Here is a 20369-nt window from a genome sequence, read left to right on the forward strand (position 1 = left end):
ATGGACATTTTGTTAGCTAATCCTCGTGGTTTTTGTGCCGGTGTTGATCGGGCGATCAGTATTGTAGAGCGTGCGTTAGAGTTGTACGAGCATCCGATCTATGTACGACACGAAGTGGTGCATAACAAATTTGTAGTTGATGGCTTACGTCGCAGCGGCGCCGTGTTTGTCGATGAGCTAGATGAAGTACCCGATGGCCATATCGTTATTTTTAGTGCGCACGGTGTATCGCAAGCGGTGCGCGAGCGGGCTAAACAGCGTGGCTTAAAAGTATTCGACGCGACTTGCCCACTGGTGACTAAAGTGCATATGGAAGTCACCCGTGCCAGTCGTAAAGGCATCGAGTGTATTCTGATTGGGCATGCTGGCCATCCTGAAGTTGAAGGCACCATGGGCCAGTATGACAACGCCGATGGCGGCATTTACTTGGTCGAATCGGTAGAAGATGTCTATACGCTGCAAGTTAAAAATCCCGCCTTGCTTTGCTACAGCAGCCAAACCACCTTATCGGTAGACGATACTGCGGATGTGATTGATGCCCTAAGAACACGCTTCCCAGACATTGAAGGGCCACGCAAAGATGACATTTGCTATGCCACGCAAAATCGTCAAGATGCCGTGCGCGAGTTGGCATCAAAAGCGCAGTTAATGTTAGTGGTGGGAGCCAAAAACAGCAGCAATTCTAATCGCTTACGCGAGTTAGCTGAAAAACTAGGTTGTACTGCCTATTTAATTGATACCGCCAACGACATTCAACAAAGCTGGTTAGACGGTGTCACTAAAGTGGCGGTAACGGCCGGCGCGTCTGCACCAGAAGTTCTGGTGCGAGATGTGATTGCCCAATTAAAAATGTGGGGCGGCAACACTGTCACGGAAACGCAAGGTCGCGAAGAAGGGGTGGTGTTTGCTATTCCTGCTGAGCTGCGCTGAGTTAGGTTAAAGATGCATAACGCTGTCAAACACTCTTACCGACAGCCTTATCAAATACCCTCTCTATGCCGGGGTAAGATGTTATTCCGGCTACTTATTTTAGCGCAAGCTATCGCCATTCTTTTGGCTTTTTCGCCAGGCATTTCTTCTGATCCTTGGTTTAGGCTGGGGATTATATCGTTATATGTTCATTGGATCGCATTGTTAAGCCTTGCGGTACTTTGCCCACTGTTGCCCCAAATGGTGAGCCAATCGTTGGTTGTCAGATGGCTGGTCATCTGTTTAGTGTTACTGTTAATCACTGCAGGGGTATCCTTAATGGCTTGGCATTTTTCTGCAGATGTCTTAATTTATTATCATTCGGCTACTAATTTTGTTTTAGCAAACTTAGCGCTAGCGTTGGTTGTTAGCTTGTTAGTAGGGCAGTTGATGTTAATGCATGCAGAGCGCGCTCGCTTATTGGCAGCACAAAGCTCAGCTGAGTTACAGGCTTTTCAAGCCCGCATTCAACCCCATTTTTTGTTCAATAGCCTGAATGCGTTGGCCGAGTTGGTGCATCAATCACCACAGGATGCTGAACAAGCATTACTGGATTTGGCTGATTTGTTTCGTGCTGCTATGCATGCCGGCAGCTTGCTGACGTTAGAGCAAGAGTTGGAATTAGCACGCAAATACCTTGCTTTAGAACGTTGGCGATTAGGAGATCGTTTACAAGTAGCATGGCAGTTGCCAGCAGTATTGCCTGCGGTAAAGCTACCTGCCTTAACGTTACAGCCATTATTGGAAAACGCCGTGCGCTATGGCGTTGAGCCGAGTCTTGAACCCGTAACCATTACCGTTGAAGTCTCCGTGGGTAAAAAACAGTTAGCAATAATTCTTACCAATCCGCTTAACGCGCAAAATGCGCGACAGCGTGAACAAAATGGTATTGCCCTGCAAAATATTCAAGCACGTTTAGAACTACTGTTTGCCGACAAACAACAATTTTCTTGTCGCCAAGTGCAGGATACATTTCGAGTAAAGTTGGTATTACCGTTACTGGAGGGAAGTGAATCGCCATGAAAGCACTGATTGTCGATGATGAGCCTTTAGCGCGCGCGCGCTTGTTTCGTTTACTCACAGATTTACAGCAATTTAGCGAGATATTGCAAGCCGCCAATGCTGATGAAGCCTTACGATTAAATGCCGCGGCGCAACCAGAGGTGGTATTTCTTGATATTGCGATGCCTGGTTTGAATGGCCTGCAATTGGCAGAACGTTTAGCAACTCAAACACTGCCCCCTGCGGTGATTTATGTTACCGCTCACCCTGAGCATGCATTGGATGCTTACAATACTGCACCAATGGATTATTTGTTAAAGCCCGTCAGTAGTGTCCGTTTAGCCCAAGCGGTGGCTCGCCTGCATAAACCCACACTTACCGATCCGTTGCGTGGGCGAGATAGCGCTGGGGTATTGTCTTACCAGCAAGCCGGTGTGCAGCGGCAATTAGCGGTTACCCAAGTATTATATTTTCAAGCCGAAGATAAATATGTGAAGGCGGTAACAACAGAAGATGAAATATTACTAGAGCTGAGTTTACAGCAATTGCAAGAAAGCTTTCCACAATATCTCATTCGTATCCATCGCAGCACATTGATTAATAAATTGTTTTTTGACAGCATTCAACAAAAAGAACAACGGCACTTTGTCACATTAAGGCAATGTCCTGTTCAGCTTGAAGTGAGTCGTCGCTTATTAACACCATTGCGCAATGCTTTAGGTCTGTAAATCCACCGTTTTTAACAGTAAAGTCCTTCTTGCCAACCGTTTATCAGTAAAATTAACCACTAATCAGATAGTACTGTTATTGCACGGTAATTACATTAAAGTGATAGTAAGCATTTTATTTATAGGTTTGCTATGAATTCACGTTCATTTTTATCTCTTAGAAAAGCCGCCGGTTTAACCTTGGTTGAATTAATGGTCACTGTTGCGGTGTTGGCAATAGTCGTATCGATTGCCATTCCTTCTTTTAACGGTATTGTTGCCTCAAATCAACTCACTGGGCCGGCGAATGAGGTCTTTTCAATGATGCATTTTGCCCGCAGTGAGGCTATACGATTAAACCAAAATATTGAATTTTGTAAAAGCAATGCTGATGGCACTGCTTGTAATACCAGCAATGGTAAATGGCCTGGTGTTTTAGTTATGCGTCCCAATACATCAGGTACGCCAACGCTACTTAGGCAATTAATGTTTGATACTACATTCAATGTTAATAGTACGCATCCACTGCTGGTATTTAATTCGCAAGGTTTTATTCGTTCTTCAGCCAATGCCGCGATTTCTGGCACCTTACGCGTTTGCTCTTCGTCTTCATCTTTAAAAGATAATAGCCGTGATTTGGCGTTTGTTTCAGGCGGACGTGTCAGTATCAGTAAAAATAACGTAACGGGCTGTACTGAGCCTTCGCAATAGTAATGAGATTATCTAGCTAGATTTTAGAACTTATAGAGTGAAACAAATGATGAATAGACAACAGCAAAGCGGTTTTACCTTGCTCGAAGTATTAATTACCGTATTGATATTAGGCATAGGTTTATTAGGGCTTGCGGCCTTACAGAATGCCAGCGTTAAAAGTAATCAAAGTGCTTATGATCGTACTCAAGCCGTTATTTTTATGGACTCAATGCAAGAAACGATGCGCGCTTTTCGTCCGCAGGCAAGGACTGGGGTGTTCAACAAAAGCTGCACGGGGAGTATGCCAAGTTCAGGTATTGCTGGCACTGAAATGAGCTTATGGCATGCTCAATTGCAGCAAAAGTTAGGCCCAAGCGCCTGTGGTGCAATTAATTGTAATGGCAATATTTGTGAAGTCAGTATCAGATGGGATGACAGTCGAGGTTTACAAGGCAGTGAAACCATGACCATGAACACGAGGTTTTTCATATGAGTTTAGAACCTATCAAATTGCACCAAGGCTTGTCTTTAGTGGAACTGATGATTGCTATGACGTTGGGCTTGTTGGTTACCGGCGGTGTGCTGGGGATCTTTATGGCGAATCAACAAACATATCAAGTTAATCAAACTATTTCGGCTATTCAAGAAAACTCTAGAGCAGTGTTCCAGTTGATGGCACGAGATATTCGCAGTGCCGGTTTTAGTGGTTGCACTAACAGTACTGTGATGGCAAATACGCTAAATAGTAACCCTAATACAGATTGGTGGGCCAGTTGGAATAACGGTATTCGGGGTTTTGATGACGGTCAACCCACTAGTTTTAATCCGGCTCGTGTGCCAGGCACGGATGCAATACAAGTGATGTATGGCGGCGGCAGAAGTATCAATGTGGAAGCGCATACTGCAAATTCTGCCAATTTTAAAGTGAATAAAGATAATCACGGTATTAAAGAGGGTGACATCATCGTAGCTTGTGATTCTGCGCATACAGCCATTTTTCAAGTTACCAATGCCAATCAAAACAATGGCACTATAGTTCACAACACCGGTAAAGGCACGCCGGGCAACTGTACAAAATTATTGGGCTTTCCGGTTTTGTGTGACGGTACTGGTTTAAAAGGCACCCCTTATGAATTTACTTCTAATGCCATGATGATGTCATTGCAATCACAAGCTTGGTATGTCGGTGTAAATCCACGTAATACAAATTCTTTATATCGTGTAGACATTCAAGATGGTAATCCAATTTACGAAGAAATTATCGATGGTGTTGAGGAATTAAATTTCCGTTATTTACGCTCAGGCAATACGGCTTATCAAACTGCAAATGATATCAATAACATCGGTGTAGATGAATGGGCTAATGTGATTGCAGTAGAAATTGAATTAATTCTGTTAGATGACCCTAAAATTAAGTTGCTCAAAGATATGCGACGAATGCGTCAGGTTGTCGCTATTCGGAATAGGGTGGAGTAGCCGTTATGCAAAAATCTTTTCGAACACAACAAGGTGTTGCTTTAATTGTGGGTTTGCTTTTGTTGTTAGCCATTACCTTATTGGCGATATCGAGTATGCGTGGTACTGCTTTACAAGAAAAAATGGCCGCCAATTTGTATGACCGTGAACTGGTGTTTCAACTTGCTGAAGCAGGGATTAGAGATGCAGAAGCGATTTTGGAGGGCGCGGCAAGTGTCAATGCTTTGTTGGCGCTACCGGGCTTTTATCCTGTGCCCGTTGCAAGCAACACTGAGCGTTGGTTAGATCCTCAAACAATATGGGCAACTTCATCAATGAATTTACAGCAAATGGGAGGAGGTAGTCCGCAATATATCGTTGAATATATGGGCTTTAGCCCTTCGCCTCCAGGCTGTGACCGTGCGACAACGATCCCACAAAACTGTTTAGCTGAAACTTTTCGCGTAACATCTCGAGTTAATCTTACAGACCGAGCCAATGTTACGATTCAAACCCTTTACCGGCGTTGAGGTTGGTATGAACAAAATGATGATGAAAAAAACGAAATTAAAGTTGTTTTTACTGGCGTTAACTTTTGGTATTGCTTCTGCTGAAGCGGCGGTGAACTTAGGTAATGTGCCGCTGCAAACCGGCAGTTCAGTTGAACCCAATATTTTATTTGTCTTAGATGATTCTGGCTCTATGCGCTGGGGTTTTATGCCAGATGAATTAGCCATTAGATTAACATCCGATGGACGTAATTTAGGGAGTTGTAGTTCTACAGTTTCTTTCGCGGGTTACTCCAACCTTTGTGCGTTGAGTAGTTCTAGTCTTACAGTTGATCGGGCTTATTTGGCTTCTAGCCATTTAAATAAAGCCTATTTTGATCCAACTAAAACATACAGCCCACCGTTCAAAGCCGATGGAAGCCGTTTTCCGCAAAGCGACTTTAATGCAGCATATGTAGATGGTTATGCTCAAAGTGGGACAAAAGTTGATTTAGATAAAGATTACAGAGCTTTAATGGATGATTTTTACTATTACGGGCAGAACGGCGGTTCAAATCGATTTGGTTTTACCATTAGCCCGTCAGCAGATAAGGGCAAAGCATTCTATTATGATTTCAATCCCACTTTATGTTTGAATCAATACAGTAATCTTTGCTACAAATATGAAACGGTATCGAGCAGTCAGAAAAACAACTTCGCTAACTGGTTTTCTTATTATCGCACTCGTATTATGGGGGCGAAAGCTGGTATCGGTGTTGCCTTTATGGAACAAAAAGATGGTATTAGAGTGGGCTACGGTACACTTAATAGTAGTGGTACGGTTATTAGCGGCGTACAAAAATTCGGTACTACGCGTAAACAAGCGTTCATGACTTGGCTTAATACCGCGAGTGCGAATGGAGGCACGCCTCTTCGTAAAGCATTAGTTGATGCTGGAGAGTACTATAAAACCAGTTCGCCATGGCGTGAGGATCCAACTAATCAACAGTCTGCCATTGTTTCTTGTCGTCAAAGTTTTACCATTTTAATGACCGATGGCTATTGGAGTACAGAGACAATCAGTGTTGGCAATAATGACAATACCGCAGGGGCAACGATTAATGGCAAAAACAATACTACTTATCGTTATCAACCTGGCCCCCCTTTCTCAGATTCTGTGAGCAATACTTTAGCCGATGTGGCAATGAACTATTGGAAAAACGATTTACGTCCAGAGCAAGAAAACAATGTACCGACTTCAACGATAAATCCGGCGTTTTGGCAGCATATGGTCACATTTGGTGTCGGTTTAGGGGTCAGTGGTTCTATCAACCCTGTTTCAGCTTTTGAGGCAATAGCTGCAAAATCTGCTATCAACTGGCCTAACCCATTTAATGATCCCTCATCGGCAAAAATTGATGACTTATTACATGCTTCAGTTAACGGTCGTGGTGGCTTCTTTAGTGCGGCAGATCCGTTAACCTTTGCCACTGAATTAAGCAAAACATTAACGCAAATTGTGGCGCGAGTAGGTTCGGCATCAAATTTAGCCGGGGCCACCAGCACTAGAGAAAGTGCCAAGCAGGTGTTTCAAGGGCGTTTCTTTTCTGGCGATTGGACCGGCGATTTATGGGCCTACAGTTTAGATAACAACACAACGCCGACATGGAAAGCCAGTCAACAATTGGATAGTCAGGATTGGACCACTCGAAAAATTTTCTACTCAGATGATGTTGGCAAAGATAAAGGCAAAGCTTTTGAGGGGAATAAGGTTGGGTCTTTAACCTTAGATCAAGTTAATTATCTTCGCGGTGATCGTAGTAAAGAGCTAAACAAAACGGGTGGCATCTTTCGCGTTAGAAACTCTATATTAGGAGATATCGCTTACTCAACACCCTTTTATGTGGGTGAACCTGATAATCGTTTTTACGAACGTTATAGTGGCTGGGACAAAGACGAGCTACAAGATTACGCACCATTTTTAACGGCCTATAAAAATCGGACTAAAGCAGTCTATGTTGGTTCTAATGATGGCATGTTACATGGCTTTAATGCGCTGAATGGTCAAGAGTTGTTTGCCTATGTACCTTTTGAAATGTTACCAAAATTACCTGCGTTGACTAGTAAAGACTATCAGCATCAGTTTTATGTTGATGGTTCACCTACGGTTGCCGATGCTTATGTTAATGGTAAATGGCGCAGTATATTAGTGGGCACCAATGGTCGTGGCGGTAAAAATGTGTTCGCTTTGGATGTTACACAGCCTGCCTCATTCACCAAAGACAGCGTGTTATGGGAGAGAAGCATTCCTGAGTTAGGTAATTATACTGGTGAAGTGGTGATTGCTAAACTGGGTTCACCAGCCAAAGATGCTAAATGGTATGCTATTTTAGGTAACGGCGTTAATAGCCAAAATCATACGGCATCTTTGATTTTGCTGCCTTTGAATGGCGATTCACCTACAGTATTAACCGTTGATACCGGTACAGCGGCCAGTCCAAATGGCTTGTTTCAACCTGTTGGGTTTGATGCAGACAATACCGGTGCTATTACTAAAGTGTTTGCTGGTGATTTAAAAGGAAATGTTTGGCAGTTTGATTTCTCTGGGAAAAATGCCAGTGACGGTAAAGTTGCATACAGTGGTTCGCCGTTATTTACGGCTAAAGACGCTTCTGGCAACAGACAATCAGTAACCGGTGGATTGAGTATTGGCTTTGACAGTACGACAGGTAACTCTTGGTTATTTTTTGGTACAGGTAAATATTTAGAGCAAAGTGATCAATCTTCTACCAGTGTGCAGTCATGGTATGGATTAATCCTACCTTTTGAAACGGACGGTAGTAGCAGCAATGGTAATAGTAATAAGAATAAAAACACGGTAATTGAAACGTCGGTAATTAGTGGACGTAGTGACCTTGCACAGCGCACCATCACTAATGTTGGTAATGCTAGATCAGTGAATGAGGTTGGCTCATTGGATGGCAAACGTGGTTGGTATATGGATTTACCCGATAGTGGTGAGCGTGTAGTGTCGACTCCTCAGCTAATCGGTAATTCATTAATAGTTAATACAATAGTACCAACATCTGATATCTGTTCACCGGAAGGCTTCGGGTATGTAATGGCGATAGACCCCTACCAAGGCAAGCGTTTAAAGCGTAACTTCTTTGACGTTAATGGCGATAAAATTATAGATGACGATGATAAGATCACGGTCGACAGTGTTAAAGTACCAGCCAGCGGTTTGCGTTTTAGTAGTGCGCCTGGTGAACCAATATTTTATAAAGACATCATGAAAGTGGGTTTAGAAAACGCAGAAGTTATCGATGTATTGGTCGATACTGACGAACGGCTAGGCCGAGTTTCATGGCGCGAGGTGTTAAATTGAGAAAAGTGACAACGATAAAGCAAGGCTTTAGCCTAATTGAGTTGATGGTGGTGGTGGCAATTGTTGGAATTATTTCCGCTATTGCTTACCCGTCTTATCAGCAGTATGTGTTAAAAGCCAACCGTTCAGCGGCGACAGCCTGTTTATTGGAGTATTCGCAACATATGGAGCGCACCTTTACGCAGAATATGACCTATAACCCAACAGGCTTTGCTTTTCCGTCCTTGCAGTGTGCAACCGATTTGTCTGCACGATATAGTTTTGGCTTCTCTGGTGCGACTACAGCTCGAACCTATACGTTAGCTGCAACACCAACCAGTTTACAAAATGATGGTTGTCAGGCCTTAACGTACAATCATGCGGGTCAAAAGGGCGCAAAGGGCGGCGTGACACCTGCTGCAGTTAAAGCTTGCTGGTAGCAATATTTTTACAATATTAACTTGATCTATTAACCGCTGCTGCTATGTTTATTTTCCGAGGATAAAAAACCGAGGTCAATATGAAGCAGCAGCGTGGTGCAACATTGATCGAAGTATTGATCACCTTACTGATTATCAAAATTGGTTTACTGGGCGTGCTAGCTGGTCAACTACTGGCACTGAAGTGGGTTACTGATGCCACTCAGCGCACTACAGCTATTGCGCTCTCTCAAGAAATTGTGCAACAACTGCATAGTTTTAATTCTCCTCACAAATCCAGCGATTTTCAGCTTACTGAACAGCCTGTATCTGAGTGCAGTGCTAATCTTCCTTGTCAATATACCGAGGCGCGACAGTATCTTTTGTCACGCTGGCAGGCTAAATGGCAGGGCTCTGTCCATAGTTATGGTTTATTACTCGATCCACAGTTTTGTCTGCAGCAGCATAATGGCCAGCTGCAATTAGCGGTAAGTTGGCAGCAAAATGCAGCATTTGCAAAGGGCGTAGCGCCTACCTGTAGGGTAGGAAATGGCCGCTCTGGTTTATCTTTAGCCCAAGAGTAACGCCTGATGATCCGGCGGGAACGGGGTTTCTCTTTAGTGGAATTGCTGATTGCAGCCGCGTTAGCCTTGATGTTGTTATTGTTGATGTTAACCACTTTTACTGCGCTAAATCAAAGTTCTACGCAAACACGGCAATTAGCCCAATTGCAGCAAAATGGGCAGCTGGTGTTAAATTTACTGCACAATGAATTAAAGAATACTGGGTTTTGGGGTGGGTTAGCGCAACAACAATTAGCCGAAGCCGCAACCTTACCTTTACCGGCCGGCGACTGTGCTGCGGAAGGGTTAGATAGCGGCAGTTTTCCGGTGAGTGGACAGTCTTTTCTCACCTTATATGCGGCCAGGGCAACTGGCGGTCGGCAATTAGGTTGTTTAAATAACCTGATCAGAGATACGGAGTTTTTACAGTTAAAACGCAGTATTGGCTTAATTGTGGCGCCTGATGAAATGCGCGCGAATCGGTTTTATTGGCAAGCTGATTGGCAGCAAGGTCGATTTGTTGCGGTTGATGCCGCACAACTGAATGCCGGGATGCTGTTTCCTTATCAGCACTTGGTATTGTATCTGCAGCAGCAAAACCAAAATGGTCAAACTATTCCGGTGTTAATGCGTAAAAGATTAATTCGCAATGCAGCGGGGGCGGCCAGTATCAGTACGGATTCCATTATTGATGGTGTTGAACGGCTGCATTTTGAATTTTTGATTGATAGTGATTTGGATGGGCGGCCTAACTTCAGTTTGGCGAGCCACCAAATGACAGTAGAGCATTGGTTGCAACAACAAAGCCGGATTGTGGGTCTGCAATATCATGTGTTGTTAAGGTCTCTCGAACCAGACCATCGTTATAACAATACACAGCAATATCAACTTGGTAGCATTCAGTTTGAGGCGCCAGGTGATGGCTATCGTCGCTTGCAGTTAAGTGGCGCTGTCTATTTTGAAAACGCTGTTCTAGCAGAGCAGTAAAACGGTTAGTTACATTATTGTTATTGATACATCGGAGGCACTATGAGAAATCGCGGCATGGTTTTACTCACTGCACTGTTGTTCTTAACGGTTATGTTATTAGTAGTAGGCAGTAATTTATTTATCAGCAAGTTAAGTGCGCAGTCTGCACAGGCGGCTCAGCAACAATTACAGTTAGAGTTTCGTACTTTAGAACAACATTTGATGATGTTAAATAATGTTGATCCTGAAGAGTTACCCCGTAATAGCTGGGATATGCCTGCTTGTCCTGCCATTTACGCAGCATGGAGTGATCCTGAATTGCAGTGTGAGCTGCTATTTGTCGAAACGGCTTTACGCAGTGATGAGCGGCCAGTGTTCGCTCGTTATAATAGCATTTTGCTGCGTAAACGCTTTCGGTTTGCGGAGGACCAGCCATGATGCGCTTTCTTCTGTTGTTAGCCATTTTAGCGTTACCAGTACATGCGCTTTGCCCACCATTAACACCCGCGGCCACGCAAGTGAAGCTGCAGCATGATCTGAACGGGCAACTGTGGTTGCAAAGTAGTGAAGCAGCTCAGCAGTTGCTATTAACTGAAGATAAACTGGGCAAGGTGGTCGCTCAACTTGAGCTTACCACAACGGGTATTCATTCGCGTATTCAAGCTCAACCTTTAGTTGAAGATCGTAACCTTGATGGTATCGTCGATCATATTTGGTTACTCAGTCGTGAAGGTTTACTTTGGCGTTTGCCCTATGCCGATGGTCAGTTTGGTGTTGCCCGAGAAATGGCAGATTTAACCGCAAGTGGCCTACGCTTTATTGCAACCGCCGGCCTGCTTCGAACAAAGTTACCAACGACCATAGCGCCACCCAGTTGGGGTATTGCCGATCAGTATTTAGTATTGGTTATTGGCCGTCACCCGCAAACCGGGCACGATAGCATTATGCTGTTACGATTTAGTTTAAATCGGCTGCAGCAAAGCGTTATTCATTATCAACACCTCGCCGACCGAACCTTATTAGATCCAGCAGAACAAGCGCAAACACTCAGTGCACAAGATTGGCGGGCATTACTGTCTAATGCCGGTTGGAAGATACATTTACCAGGCAAAATTAGCAGCAAGCCGCTAGTTGCTGCCGGTGTTTTGTATGCCCCTGTCGCGAAAACAGACACTGCTGCAGAGTGTGAAACAGAGCAAACTGACCAGTTATTATATGCGCTGCAAGTGCATACTGGCGGTCGAATTTATGCAGAGCGAATGATGACGGTGCCTTTTCTCGCGGATGCGCAGTTGCGTTTGCGTCAAAATGCCGATAAAAGCATTAAATTAGAGTTAGGCTCAGACTTTCAAAGCCGCTTGCTATTAACGAATTTACGTAAAGTTAGTGCAGAGTGTTATCACTGCAGTGAGCCGTTAAGTTTGGATAAGTTTCCTATTTGGCAGCGTTTAGCCACCTATCGAAGTGAACAAGGGGCTCACTAATGCAAGCGCGTGGTGTCACGCTGATTGAAATGCTGATTGTAGTGCTACTGATCGGCATATTAGGTGCTATCGCTTATCCCGCTTATCAGCAGCATGTGCTGCGCAGTTATCGCGCTGAAGCGGTGAAAACCTTGCTCATACTCGCGAATAGGCAAGAGCAAAGGTTAGCAGATTATGGTGCTTATACCGCGGACTTGGCGCAGTTAGGTTTTGCGCAAAGCTTATCTGAGTCAGGGCGTTATCGTATTACTGTTGAGCTCACGGCAGGGCAATTCGCCTATCAGTTGCGCGTAACGGCAGAAGGGCCGCAAACCCAAGATCGTGACTGTTTACGTTTTAGTCTTAATCATCTGGGGCAGCGCAATCATACTTTAACCGAGCCGCTGTCGTGTTGGAATTAACGGCCGTTTAGCGACCTGTTAAATCGGACAAGCCTGCTCATAGCGCGTTAAACGATTGCGGCCAGCTTGGTTTAACACTAAGCGATAATGCCATTGATAGCGACTGGGAGGGCAGTAGTAAAAGGTGCCATTTTCAAGAGCATCTAAACTACCGTCGCGCCGAAATTGTAATTGTTGCCGATGGTAGCTTAGCCGATGGTCGTTTTTTAGCGCGGGCAGTTCGCGTAACAGCACGGTTTCATTATTGATGGGATCAAGTAACAGCAATTGAATGGGATCGTGCTGCCAGTGTCCTTGACAGTGCTGACCTTGGATTGGACAGATCTTGACCGGTTGTTGGCTACTGCTCGCTTGGATCCTGGCAAAGTGTAAATGTCGACTGAACTGTTGCATATAGCTGCTGGCGTGTTGCCGATGCATCAGTTCAGACATGGCCGGAGCGGCAATGGATAACAGGATAACCAGTACAATTAGGGCAACTAGTAATTCGATTAGGCTTAAACCGCGTGAGATCATGGCGACACTCCTGCTGTATAAAACAATCAAGAGTGTAGCCAAGAATTCAATAAAGTTAAATTGAAATTAAAAAAATGTTTATTTATGGCAGATCATAAATAGTTGGGATCGGTTGACGCTTGTGTTGTGTCTTTTGGAAAATCTGCACTAAACGCTCTGAAACAGCAGCATCGACTGTTTTACCTTCCAGAAAATCATCAATTTGCTGATAGGTCAGGCCAAGCGCGGCTTCATCGGCTTTTTGTGGTGCTAGGCACTCTAAATCAGCCGTAGGCGTTTTTTCAACCAGTGTGGCGGGTGCACCTAGATGTTTTGCCAAGGCACGAACTTGACGTTTGCTTAAACCAAATAACGGTGCCATATCGCAAGCGCCATCGCCCCATTTAGTATAAAAGCCGGTAATGTTTTCAGCAGAGTGATCGGTACCTATCACTAAACCACCTTGCAGAGCCGCGATATGATACTGCGCCACCATACGACAGCGCGCTTTAACGTTGCCTTTGGCAAAGTCGGCTTGTGCTGCATTGGCTTGAGGTAAGCCTTCAATACCTGCTAAGGTGCTTTGATGTAAGGCATCGGCGGCGGCTTTGATATTTACAGTGACAACATGGCTAGGTTGAATAAAGCTCAATGCCAGTTGTGCTTCGTCTTCGTCTTTTTGTGTACCATAAGGTAAACGGACAGCGATAAAGCGAAAAGTATTTGCTGCGCCGGCATTCAGCTCATCAACAGCGAGTTGTGCTAAGCGGCCACAGGTCGTCGAATCGACACCGCCACTAATACCTAACACCAATGTATTCAAGCCTGATGCGGTAAGTCGCGATTTAATAAAATCAATGCGGCGACGGATCTCGTGTTCAACGTCAATTTGCGGTAATACCCGCATTTCCCGGATAATATGTTGTTCCATAGTCATAATAGCCTCATCGATTAGTACCTGTTTATCTTAACGTATCTCAGCAGAAGAAGATCAACTAATTACTAGACAAAAGCTGAAGCCTTATGCGGCTTGTATTATACTGCGGCTATCAATGAGGGAATGGACGAATAAACATGAAAAAAATTGAAGCGATTATTAAACCTTTCAAGCTTGATGATGTGCGAGAAGCGTTAGCTGAAATTAACATCACAGGTATGACTGTCACCGAAGTAAAAGGTTTTGGTCGGCAAAAAGGCCATACCGAGTTATATCGTGGCGCGGAGTATATGGTCGATTTTTTACCCAAAGTGAAATTAGACATTGTCGTACCCGATGACCAAGTTGAGCGTTGTATTGAAGCGATTGTGACAACTGCACAAACCGGGCGTATTGGTGACGGTAAGATCTTTGTATTCGATGTAGAACGCGTGGTGCGTATCAGAACGGGCGAAGAAGACGAAGAAGCGCTTTAATCGTTAAATAACGCTAACTGCTTGCGTGATATGGGCTTGCTTCGTGTTGTCGGGCGCTTACGGCTAGCATGTTTACGTACAATCCGTTGTTTTTGCTCTTTCCAATCCGGTTGATGCTGTTGCAGCCAGTGTTTTAAACGCTGGCGAGCCAGTTTAATCGCTTGCTCGTGCGGCACAACGGGCGCGGGGTAATCGATATCTAATCGACATACATACTGTTGCTGCTGTTGACGGTTCAGCAACCAGGGTTGATGCAACCAGCCATCTGGCACCTGCTGTAATTCAGGCAACCACTGCCGTATAAACTTTCCTTCTGGGTCTTTCTGGATACTTTGTTTCACAGGATTGTACATGCGATTGGGATTAATGCCCGTGGTGCCAGCTTGCATTTGAATTTGTGGATAATGGATCCCGGGCTCGTAATCGACAAAACAACGGGCTAAGTGCAAAGCAACCGGGCGCCAGTGCAGCCAAAGGTGATAACAGGCAAAAGCCACTAACATGGCTCTGGCACGAAAATGCAGCCAGCCGGTAGCTAACAAACTGCGCATGGCCGCATCTATCATCGGGTAGCCTGTTTGCCCCGTAGCCCAAGCCTGAAATAATACCGCAGAAAAATCATTTTCTCTCATGCCATCAAAGCCACGATGCAGATTACGCATTTCTAGTTCAGGTTCATCTTCGAGCTTTTGCATAAAATGACAATGCCAACGCAGGCGACTATAAAAAGCATCAAGGCCGCGTTGTTGATTGTCGTGCTCAGTGGTCTTGCGCTGCTGCCAGGCTTGTTGTTGCAATTGGCGCATACTGAGCAGGCCATAACTTAAATAGGGGCTTAAGCGTGAACAGGCCTGCGGTGCTTTACTCGCATAAGAGATGCCACCCCGATAGCTTTTCACTCTAGTGGTAAGAAAGCTTTGTAAGGTGCCGCTTAGTGCTGTGGCTTGCTGGGGAGACTGACAAAGCGGCAAATCTTTACTGCGTATTGGCCATTGCAAAGGAGCTTGCCAGTTAGCGGCAGTAATAAAGGGAAGCTGTTTAGGAATAGGAAATAATGGCTGTGTTAGCCACTCATCCGCTTGTTTAAACCAAAGATCACGATCGGCCAGCCGCCGAAATACCGCAAACTGCCGATACTGATGCCAAGGTATTGCTAGCTCATGCCATAGCTTTTCTACCGCCAGGTCGCGCTGATAACTCCATAAATTACCGGTTTCTTCATGGCTATACACCGCCGTAATGGGAAACTGCTCGGTCAGTTGTCGAAAGACTCGGCTTGCGGCGCCATAAAAAACCAATAAAGGTTGGCCCAAGGCAGAGAACTGTTGCTGTAGCTGTTCTAAAGCTGAACAAATAAAAGCCCAATGGCGCAAAGAGGTATCAGGTTGCTGCCAGTAATCGGGTTCGATGATATATACCGGTAACACCGCTGCACCTTGTTGTGCAGCGTAGTGCAAGGCGGCATGATCGGCTAAGCGTAAATCGCGTTTTAGCCATAACAGATGCATGGGCTAGTCCAACTCTTTTAACCAATTATGCCATTGAGCAGGGATCGGTGTGTTGGCCTGTGGCCGATGGGCTGTTTTATCTTTAGCGGTGAGTTCGGGTAACATCTGTCGAACAAAATCGGCTTTCGGATCATAGGCCAATGCTTGCTTTATCATATTAAAAGGGCGCGCTTCACTATTACCATAACCGGCAATATAGGCCCAATTTCCCCAGTTGCTGGCGCATTCGTAATCGAGCAGTCGTTGTTCAAAATAAGCCGCACCCAAACGCCAATCTATGGCTAAATCATGGATTAAATAACTGGCCACATTTTGTCGACCGCGATTACTCATTAAACCGCTTTGATTAAGTAAGCGCATATTGGCATCAACAAAAGGAATACCGGTTTGACCAGCACACCATGCGGCAAACTTACGCCGTTGTGTTGTGGTCAACTGCGGTGGTTGAAAATTCGGCTGACCTTTTATACCCGTTTGGCTAAACCAACGAGATTGGTATTTACGCATTTGCCAGCGAAAAAACTCTCGCCATAACAGCTCGAACTTAAGCCAATAGGTTGAATCATTCGCTTGTACTTGTTGCTCAAATTCAACAATTTGTTGCCACAGATCGCGCGCGGATAAACTGCCCAGCGCTAAAGCGCTAGAAAAGAAACTGGCGTAATGCTCACCTTGCAGCGCATTACGCGTTTCTTTGTAATGTAAAATATGCTGATCTTGCCAGATGTACTGCTGCAAGCGTTGCCAAGCGGCTGTTTCAGTAATAATCGGCGGTTTAGCCGCACTGCTCGCATGTCGATAATCATCTAATGCTGACCATTTTGCGTGGTAATGCGCAGCCTGTTGCGGTGTTAACCACTGTTGTTCAGCGCGGGGAGTAAAAGGTGTAACGGGTAACGATACTTGCAACAGCGGTTCGTGGTTTTTGCGAAACGTAGTAAAACGGTCTGGCATTCGACTGATGTCAGGTCGAAGTGCTGCACCGAACAAGCTGTTGCAATCGATCAGTGTTAACGTGAGCGGGTCTGCTAATTGCTGCAACGCAGCGTACTCGTGCGGTGAGGTCGGCTCGGCCGCAATCAGCGTTGTGGCATTCAGCTCGTTTGCCAGGGTCTGCAAGGTACTGGCGGTATCGCCAAACCGTAATATTAAACCGATCTGCTGGGTGGCTAAGGCTTGTTGCAGATGCAAGATTGCCTGTATCTGTTGATTTAAACGCCATAAATTCGCGCGATAAAGCCCGTATTGTTGGCCGAAAAATTGGGCTTTATCTAAAACTACTACCGCGTGTAAAGTACCGCTGCCAGCATTGAGCAAGGGGTTATCACGTAAGCGTAATGCCTGATTCAGGAGAACTAGGGTGCTCATAAATGCTCCAGCTTGTTCAGCAACACAGACGCGTGCTGTTTAATCGCAGCTTGTTGTTCAGGCGTTTTGCGTTGCCAGTTTTTGAAAGCCAGTTGCAGCCGAGCGTTTTGACCTAATTGCTCATGGTTTCGGTCTAAAAAGTCCCAATACAGTGCATTAAACGGGCAGGCTTTCTCACCGGTAACATCTTTTACTTTGTAATGGCAGTTTTTGCAGTAATTACTCATTCTATTTACGTAAGCGCCGCTAGCCGCATAGGGTTTTGATGCTAACTCTCCGCCATCGGCAAACAACGCCATGCCCATGGTATTCGGCAGCTCTACCCATTCATAGGCGTCGACATAGACCGCCAAATACCAATCACATATCGCTTGCACATCTAAGCCTGCCAAAAGCGCAAAATTACCGGTAATCATTAAGCGCTGAATATGATGAGCATAGCCGTATTCCATCGTTTGTGAGATGGCTTGCTGCATACAACGCATCTTGGTTTTGCCACTCCAGAAATAACTGGGCAGCGGCGTTGTAGCAGAGAAATAATTTTGCGCGGCATAATCTGGCATTTTTAGCCAATACAGGCCGCGTACAAATTCACGCCAACCAATGAGCTGGCGAATAAAGCCTTCGGCGGCATTTAAACTGACTTTCTCGCTACGCCAAGCGGCTTCGACTTTTTGACACATCCAGCGCACATCCAGTAAACCCGCATTTAAATACATGGAGCAGAGGCTGTGAAATAAAAATGGCTGATCAACCAACATTGCGTCTTGATAATCGCCAAAGTTGGCCAGTTGTTGTTCGATAAAATGCATAAAAGCTTGGCGCGCTTCTTTACCGGTTACCGCATATTGAAAATTGTCGACAGAGCCTGGATTTTCAGCAAATTCAGTAGCAACCAGCTGACACACTTGCTGAGTAATGTCATCGTGGCTAAATTTAAGGGGGGGGATGGCCACTAAATCGGGAGGGCAGGCTTTACGGTTTTCTTTATCAAAGTTCCACTGCCCACCAACCGGTTGTTGTTTAGCATCCAGCAGTAAGCCGGTGTAGCGGCGCATTTGCCGATAAAAGTACTCCATGCGCAGTTGCTGCCGGCCGCTAGCCCATTGGTTAAACATCTCTTTCGAGCAGAGAAAACGGTCGTCTTCGAGGATCGTCACCGGCCGCTGAAAATGCGCTGACCAGCCGAGAATTTCTTGATGCAGACGGTATTCTCCGCATTCCGTAATGGCAATTTCTGACATATTGGTTTGTTCAAGCGCATAGGCCACGGCGTCTGTCATACTATGGATGCCGGCTTGCGCGCCATATTTAACGTAGCAAACTTTGCGGCCCTGTTGCTCTAATACGGCAGCAAAATGGCGCATGGCACTGAAAATAAGCACAATTTTATGCTTGTGATGTTTTACATAGCTGGCTTCACTGCCAACTTCAGCCATTAAAATGACGTCATCCGCACTGGCTTCGCGCAGACTGGCGAGCGCGGGGCTCAGTTGATCACCTAAAATAACAATAAGTTTGGGCATTACGTCAGACCACTACAATCAATACCGCCTGATACGGGATTAACCGCCCATTTAGATCAGCTAGATCAGCATTGCGGCCAGACTAAATCTGAGTATGATGGTGGCAATAAATTTAAGAGGTATGTGCTGTGAAAAGAAAATTAGTTGCTTTGCTTATGGTTACAGGCAGTGTATTGGCTTATCAAGTTCAAGCTACCGAACAGGCATTAGCCGCATCAGCTGTTAACACTGAACGTCAGGTAGCCGCAGAGGTACCCGAGTTGCATCAGCATAATGCTGCCGATGAGCATACGCATGCTGCGGCAGAGCATTCACATGACGCCGATGATTTTACGCAGCTTGGTACTCATGTGCATGGGGTTGCCAGCCTGACATTGATTTTAGAAGGAAATGAGTTGCAGTTAGCATTGCAAGCTGCGGCGGCTACCATTGTGGGCTTTGAACACGCCCCGCGTACTGCCGAGCAAAAGCAAGAATTAACGCTGGCATTAGACATCCTATCCCAAGGCCAGTGGTTAAATTTAAGTAAGGATGCAAACTGTGAAATTCAAGGCAGTGATGCGAGCACGGATCTGACCGAGCGCACCTACAGTGGTCACGGCGATTTTTATGCCAATATCAGTTTTTTATGTCAGCGCCCGGCATTGTTACAACAGCTTGATGTGAGTTTATTTAATCTGCTCCCGTCGCTACAAACGATGGATGTGCAGTGGGTGTTAAATGGTCAACAAGGTGCCGCTAAAGCGACGTTGGGCAACAGCCAAGTGCGTTTTAAATAAACCTAATGGCTCCGCACAACAGTGCTGTAATGCGTATGAGCCTATTGCTTCTGTAGATCGTAGATGAATGCGTTTGTGCGCGCATTTATTGGTTAAAACAGGCACTAGCCGATAAAAAAACCGGTCATTTAACGTGACCGGTTTTTTTGTACGCAGATAAACGGAGTAACATTACCAAGTATATTCTTCTACTTTATCCGCTTTCATACTGTAAGCCGCATTTGCTAAATCGTGAGACATGCTTTCGGTCGTAATAGTACCAATTATCCAAAAGGGTGAATAAATCATATCTGCACGCAGGTTAGATGCACCACTGACATAAATAATTTGATTTGGTGGTGGTGGCGGTACGTGGATACAGGCGCCAAAGTACGGTACGAGAAAAAAGCTCGTCACATTCTGATCAGCATCAAATTCCAGAGGTACAATAAAGCCAGGGATCTTGACTTTAACGTTATTGAACTCAGGTTTAACTTTGGCGGACTGCAAAATTTGCTGCCAAGCTTGTGCGGCAGGAACTTCACCATTGTAGTTTTCTTCAAACGGTGAGGGCTGGCTATAATCATGCGCCACTTCGGGCATGGCCATTAACGCCTGTAAATCATCTTCAGGCATTAAATCCGTCCACTCAATGGTTTTTACTTCGTTTGCATGCACGCTAAAAGCCAGACTTGCGGCCAGTACCAGAGAAAACGCAACAGACAACTTCTTGAACATTGGAGCTTCGCCTCTTAATTTTGCATAATAGCTGTAGGGCTATCAT

22 protein-coding genes are annotated in these 20369 nt (G+C 45.2%); 16 read left to right on the forward strand and 6 right to left on the reverse strand.

Going from position 1 to position 20369, the window contains the following annotated elements; all coding sequences use genetic code 11:
- The 14 genes from ispH to LMJ53_RS13060 all read left to right on the forward strand — a co-directional run bounded on the left by ispH (position 1) and on the right by LMJ53_RS13060 (position 12517).
- Positions 1-930, forward strand: coding sequence for a 4-hydroxy-3-methylbut-2-enyl diphosphate reductase (gene ispH / locus LMJ53_RS12990; RefSeq protein WP_229586809.1), 930 nt, complete (start codon positions 1-3; stop codon positions 928-930).
- A 12-nt stretch (positions 931-942) separates the two neighbouring features.
- The gene (locus LMJ53_RS12995) at positions 943-1992 is read left to right on the forward strand and encodes a sensor histidine kinase (RefSeq protein WP_229586828.1); all 1050 of its coding nucleotides are present in this window, start codon (positions 943-945) and stop codon (positions 1990-1992) included.
- Positions 1989-2699: a LytR/AlgR family response regulator transcription factor gene (locus LMJ53_RS13000; RefSeq protein ID WP_229586830.1), complete on the forward strand. Its 711-nt coding sequence runs from the start codon at positions 1989-1991 to the stop codon at positions 2697-2699. Before LMJ53_RS12995 ends, LMJ53_RS13000 begins: the two co-directional genes overlap by 4 nt.
- Positions 2700-2831: 132 nt before the next feature.
- Positions 2832-3389 (forward strand): GspH/FimT family pseudopilin, encoded by a 558-nt coding sequence (locus LMJ53_RS13005; protein ID WP_229586832.1) that lies wholly within the window; start codon positions 2832-2834, stop codon positions 3387-3389.
- Positions 3390-3435: 46 nt separating this feature from the next.
- A complete protein-coding gene (pilV, locus tag LMJ53_RS13010; RefSeq protein ID WP_229586834.1) occupies positions 3436-3864 on the forward strand; it encodes a type IV pilus modification protein PilV in 429 nt (142 codons plus the stop codon).
- Complete coding sequence (locus LMJ53_RS13015; RefSeq protein WP_229586843.1) at positions 3861-4847, forward strand: PilW family protein; 987 nt, start codon at positions 3861-3863, stop codon at positions 4845-4847. The genes pilV and LMJ53_RS13015 overlap by 4 nt, the downstream gene beginning before the upstream one ends.
- Positions 4848-4852: 5 nt before the next feature.
- Entirely contained in the window at positions 4853-5356 is a 504-nt protein-coding gene (locus LMJ53_RS13020; RefSeq protein WP_229586845.1) for a pilus assembly PilX family protein, read from the forward strand.
- Positions 5325-8702 (forward strand): pilus assembly protein, encoded by a 3378-nt coding sequence (locus LMJ53_RS13025; RefSeq protein ID WP_229586847.1) that lies wholly within the window; start codon positions 5325-5327, stop codon positions 8700-8702. The genes LMJ53_RS13020 and LMJ53_RS13025 overlap by 32 nt, the downstream gene beginning before the upstream one ends.
- Positions 8703-8707: 5 nt before the next feature.
- Complete coding sequence (locus LMJ53_RS13035) at positions 8708-9121, forward strand: type IV pilin protein (RefSeq protein WP_324295611.1); 414 nt, start codon at positions 8708-8710, stop codon at positions 9119-9121.
- Between the two features lie 80 nt (positions 9122-9201).
- Entirely contained in the window at positions 9202-9684 is a 483-nt protein-coding gene (locus LMJ53_RS13040; RefSeq protein ID WP_229586854.1) for a type IV pilus modification PilV family protein, read from the forward strand.
- A gap of 6 nt (positions 9685-9690) precedes the next feature.
- Positions 9691-10650, forward strand: a complete 960-nt coding sequence (locus LMJ53_RS13045; RefSeq protein WP_229586862.1) for a PilW family protein — start codon at positions 9691-9693, stop codon at positions 10648-10650.
- 42 nt (positions 10651-10692) lie between these two features.
- Positions 10693-11070: a hypothetical protein gene (locus tag LMJ53_RS13050; protein ID WP_229586876.1), complete on the forward strand. Its 378-nt coding sequence runs from the start codon at positions 10693-10695 to the stop codon at positions 11068-11070.
- Positions 11067-12116 (forward strand): hypothetical protein, encoded by a 1050-nt coding sequence (locus LMJ53_RS13055; RefSeq protein WP_229586878.1) that lies wholly within the window; start codon positions 11067-11069, stop codon positions 12114-12116. The genes LMJ53_RS13050 and LMJ53_RS13055 overlap by 4 nt, the downstream gene beginning before the upstream one ends.
- Entirely contained in the window at positions 12116-12517 is a 402-nt protein-coding gene (locus tag LMJ53_RS13060; protein ID WP_229586880.1) for a type IV pilin protein, read from the forward strand. Before LMJ53_RS13055 ends, LMJ53_RS13060 begins: the two co-directional genes overlap by 1 nt.
- A gap of 18 nt (positions 12518-12535) precedes the next feature.
- Here LMJ53_RS13060 and LMJ53_RS13065 read toward each other — a convergent pair whose 3' ends face one another.
- Positions 12536-13033 carry a GspH/FimT family pseudopilin gene (locus LMJ53_RS13065; RefSeq protein WP_229586882.1) on the reverse strand — a complete coding sequence of 166 codons (498 nt, stop codon included), beginning with the start codon at positions 13031-13033 and terminating at the stop codon, positions 12536-12538.
- A gap of 82 nt (positions 13034-13115) precedes the next feature.
- Positions 13116-13949: an ammonia-dependent NAD(+) synthetase gene (nadE, locus tag LMJ53_RS13070; RefSeq protein ID WP_229586902.1), complete on the reverse strand. Its 834-nt coding sequence runs from the start codon at positions 13947-13949 to the stop codon at positions 13116-13118.
- 137 nt (positions 13950-14086) lie between these two features.
- Between nadE and glnB the strand changes: the two genes are divergently transcribed.
- The gene (gene glnB, locus LMJ53_RS13075; RefSeq protein WP_226751160.1) at positions 14087-14425 is read left to right on the forward strand and encodes a nitrogen regulatory protein P-II; all 339 of its coding nucleotides are present in this window, start codon (positions 14087-14089) and stop codon (positions 14423-14425) included.
- Here glnB and LMJ53_RS13080 read toward each other — a convergent pair.
- The 3 genes from LMJ53_RS13080 to LMJ53_RS13090 are packed head-to-tail and all read right to left on the reverse strand — an operon-like array spanning position 14422 to position 18827.
- Positions 14422-15933, reverse strand: a complete 1512-nt coding sequence (locus tag LMJ53_RS13080; protein WP_229586904.1) for an FAD-binding domain-containing protein — start codon at positions 15931-15933, stop codon at positions 14422-14424. The genes glnB and LMJ53_RS13080 overlap by 4 nt on opposite strands.
- Before the next feature lie 3 nt (positions 15934-15936).
- Positions 15937-17301 carry a DASH family cryptochrome gene (locus tag LMJ53_RS13085; protein ID WP_229586906.1) on the reverse strand — a complete coding sequence of 455 codons (1365 nt, stop codon included), beginning with the start codon at positions 17299-17301 and terminating at the stop codon, positions 15937-15939.
- Positions 17298-18827 carry a cryptochrome/photolyase family protein gene (locus LMJ53_RS13090; RefSeq protein ID WP_229586908.1) on the reverse strand — a complete coding sequence of 510 codons (1530 nt, stop codon included), beginning with the start codon at positions 18825-18827 and terminating at the stop codon, positions 17298-17300. Before LMJ53_RS13090 ends, LMJ53_RS13085 begins: the two co-directional genes overlap by 4 nt.
- Before the next feature lie 128 nt (positions 18828-18955).
- Here LMJ53_RS13090 and LMJ53_RS13095 point away from each other — a divergent pair, with 128 nt between their 5' ends.
- On the forward strand, positions 18956-19606 hold the full coding sequence (locus LMJ53_RS13095; protein WP_229586917.1) for a ZrgA family zinc uptake protein: 651 nt from the start codon (positions 18956-18958) through the stop codon (positions 19604-19606).
- A gap of 171 nt (positions 19607-19777) precedes the next feature.
- On the opposite strand, the gene LMJ53_RS13100 is transcribed toward LMJ53_RS13095, so the two are convergent.
- Positions 19778-20323 carry a DUF3299 domain-containing protein gene (locus LMJ53_RS13100; RefSeq protein WP_229586919.1) on the reverse strand — a complete coding sequence of 182 codons (546 nt, stop codon included), beginning with the start codon at positions 20321-20323 and terminating at the stop codon, positions 19778-19780.
- Positions 20324-20369 lie beyond the last annotated feature (46 nt).

This window comes from Rheinheimera sp. UJ51 (assembly GCF_020819615.1).
GTDB classification, from domain to species: Bacteria; Pseudomonadota; Gammaproteobacteria; order Enterobacterales; family Alteromonadaceae; genus Alishewanella; species Alishewanella maricola.

What these genes read in the sequence shown, in the direction of transcription:
- nadE (WP_229586902.1), bottom strand. Translation starts at nt 13,949, where the DNA reads ATGACTATGGAACAACATATTATCCGGGAAATGCGGGTATTACCGCAA.
- LMJ53_RS13025 (WP_229586847.1), top strand. Translation starts at nt 5,325, where the DNA reads ATGTTACGATTCAAACCCTTTACCGGCGTTGAGGTTGGTATGAACAAA.
- LMJ53_RS13090 (WP_229586908.1), bottom strand. Translation starts at nt 18,827, where the DNA reads ATGCCCAAACTTATTGTTATTTTAGGTGATCAACTGAGCCCCGCGCTC.
- LMJ53_RS13080 (WP_229586904.1), bottom strand. Translation starts at nt 15,933, where the DNA reads ATGCATCTGTTATGGCTAAAACGCGATTTACGCTTAGCCGATCATGCC.
- LMJ53_RS13085 (WP_229586906.1), bottom strand. Translation starts at nt 17,301, where the DNA reads ATGAGCACCCTAGTTCTCCTGAATCAGGCATTACGCTTACGTGATAAC.
- LMJ53_RS13000 (WP_229586830.1), top strand. Translation starts at nt 1,989, where the DNA reads ATGAAAGCACTGATTGTCGATGATGAGCCTTTAGCGCGCGCGCGCTTG.
- ispH (WP_229586809.1), top strand. Translation starts at nt 1, where the DNA reads ATGGACATTTTGTTAGCTAATCCTCGTGGTTTTTGTGCCGGTGTTGAT.
- LMJ53_RS13050 (WP_229586876.1), top strand. Translation starts at nt 10,693, where the DNA reads ATGAGAAATCGCGGCATGGTTTTACTCACTGCACTGTTGTTCTTAACG.
- glnB (WP_226751160.1), top strand. Translation starts at nt 14,087, where the DNA reads ATGAAAAAAATTGAAGCGATTATTAAACCTTTCAAGCTTGATGATGTG.
- LMJ53_RS13020 (WP_229586845.1), top strand. Translation starts at nt 4,853, where the DNA reads ATGCAAAAATCTTTTCGAACACAACAAGGTGTTGCTTTAATTGTGGGT.
- LMJ53_RS13015 (WP_229586843.1), top strand. Translation starts at nt 3,861, where the DNA reads ATGAGTTTAGAACCTATCAAATTGCACCAAGGCTTGTCTTTAGTGGAA.
- LMJ53_RS13060 (WP_229586880.1), top strand. Translation starts at nt 12,116, where the DNA reads ATGCAAGCGCGTGGTGTCACGCTGATTGAAATGCTGATTGTAGTGCTA.
- LMJ53_RS13100 (WP_229586919.1), bottom strand. Translation starts at nt 20,323, where the DNA reads ATGTTCAAGAAGTTGTCTGTTGCGTTTTCTCTGGTACTGGCCGCAAGT.
- LMJ53_RS13055 (WP_229586878.1), top strand. Translation starts at nt 11,067, where the DNA reads ATGATGCGCTTTCTTCTGTTGTTAGCCATTTTAGCGTTACCAGTACAT.
- LMJ53_RS13005 (WP_229586832.1), top strand. Translation starts at nt 2,832, where the DNA reads ATGAATTCACGTTCATTTTTATCTCTTAGAAAAGCCGCCGGTTTAACC.
- LMJ53_RS12995 (WP_229586828.1), top strand. Translation starts at nt 943, where the DNA reads ATGCATAACGCTGTCAAACACTCTTACCGACAGCCTTATCAAATACCC.
- pilV (WP_229586834.1), top strand. Translation starts at nt 3,436, where the DNA reads ATGATGAATAGACAACAGCAAAGCGGTTTTACCTTGCTCGAAGTATTA.
- LMJ53_RS13045 (WP_229586862.1), top strand. Translation starts at nt 9,691, where the DNA reads ATGATCCGGCGGGAACGGGGTTTCTCTTTAGTGGAATTGCTGATTGCA.
- LMJ53_RS13065 (WP_229586882.1), bottom strand. Translation starts at nt 13,033, where the DNA reads ATGATCTCACGCGGTTTAAGCCTAATCGAATTACTAGTTGCCCTAATT.
- LMJ53_RS13040 (WP_229586854.1), top strand. Translation starts at nt 9,202, where the DNA reads ATGAAGCAGCAGCGTGGTGCAACATTGATCGAAGTATTGATCACCTTA.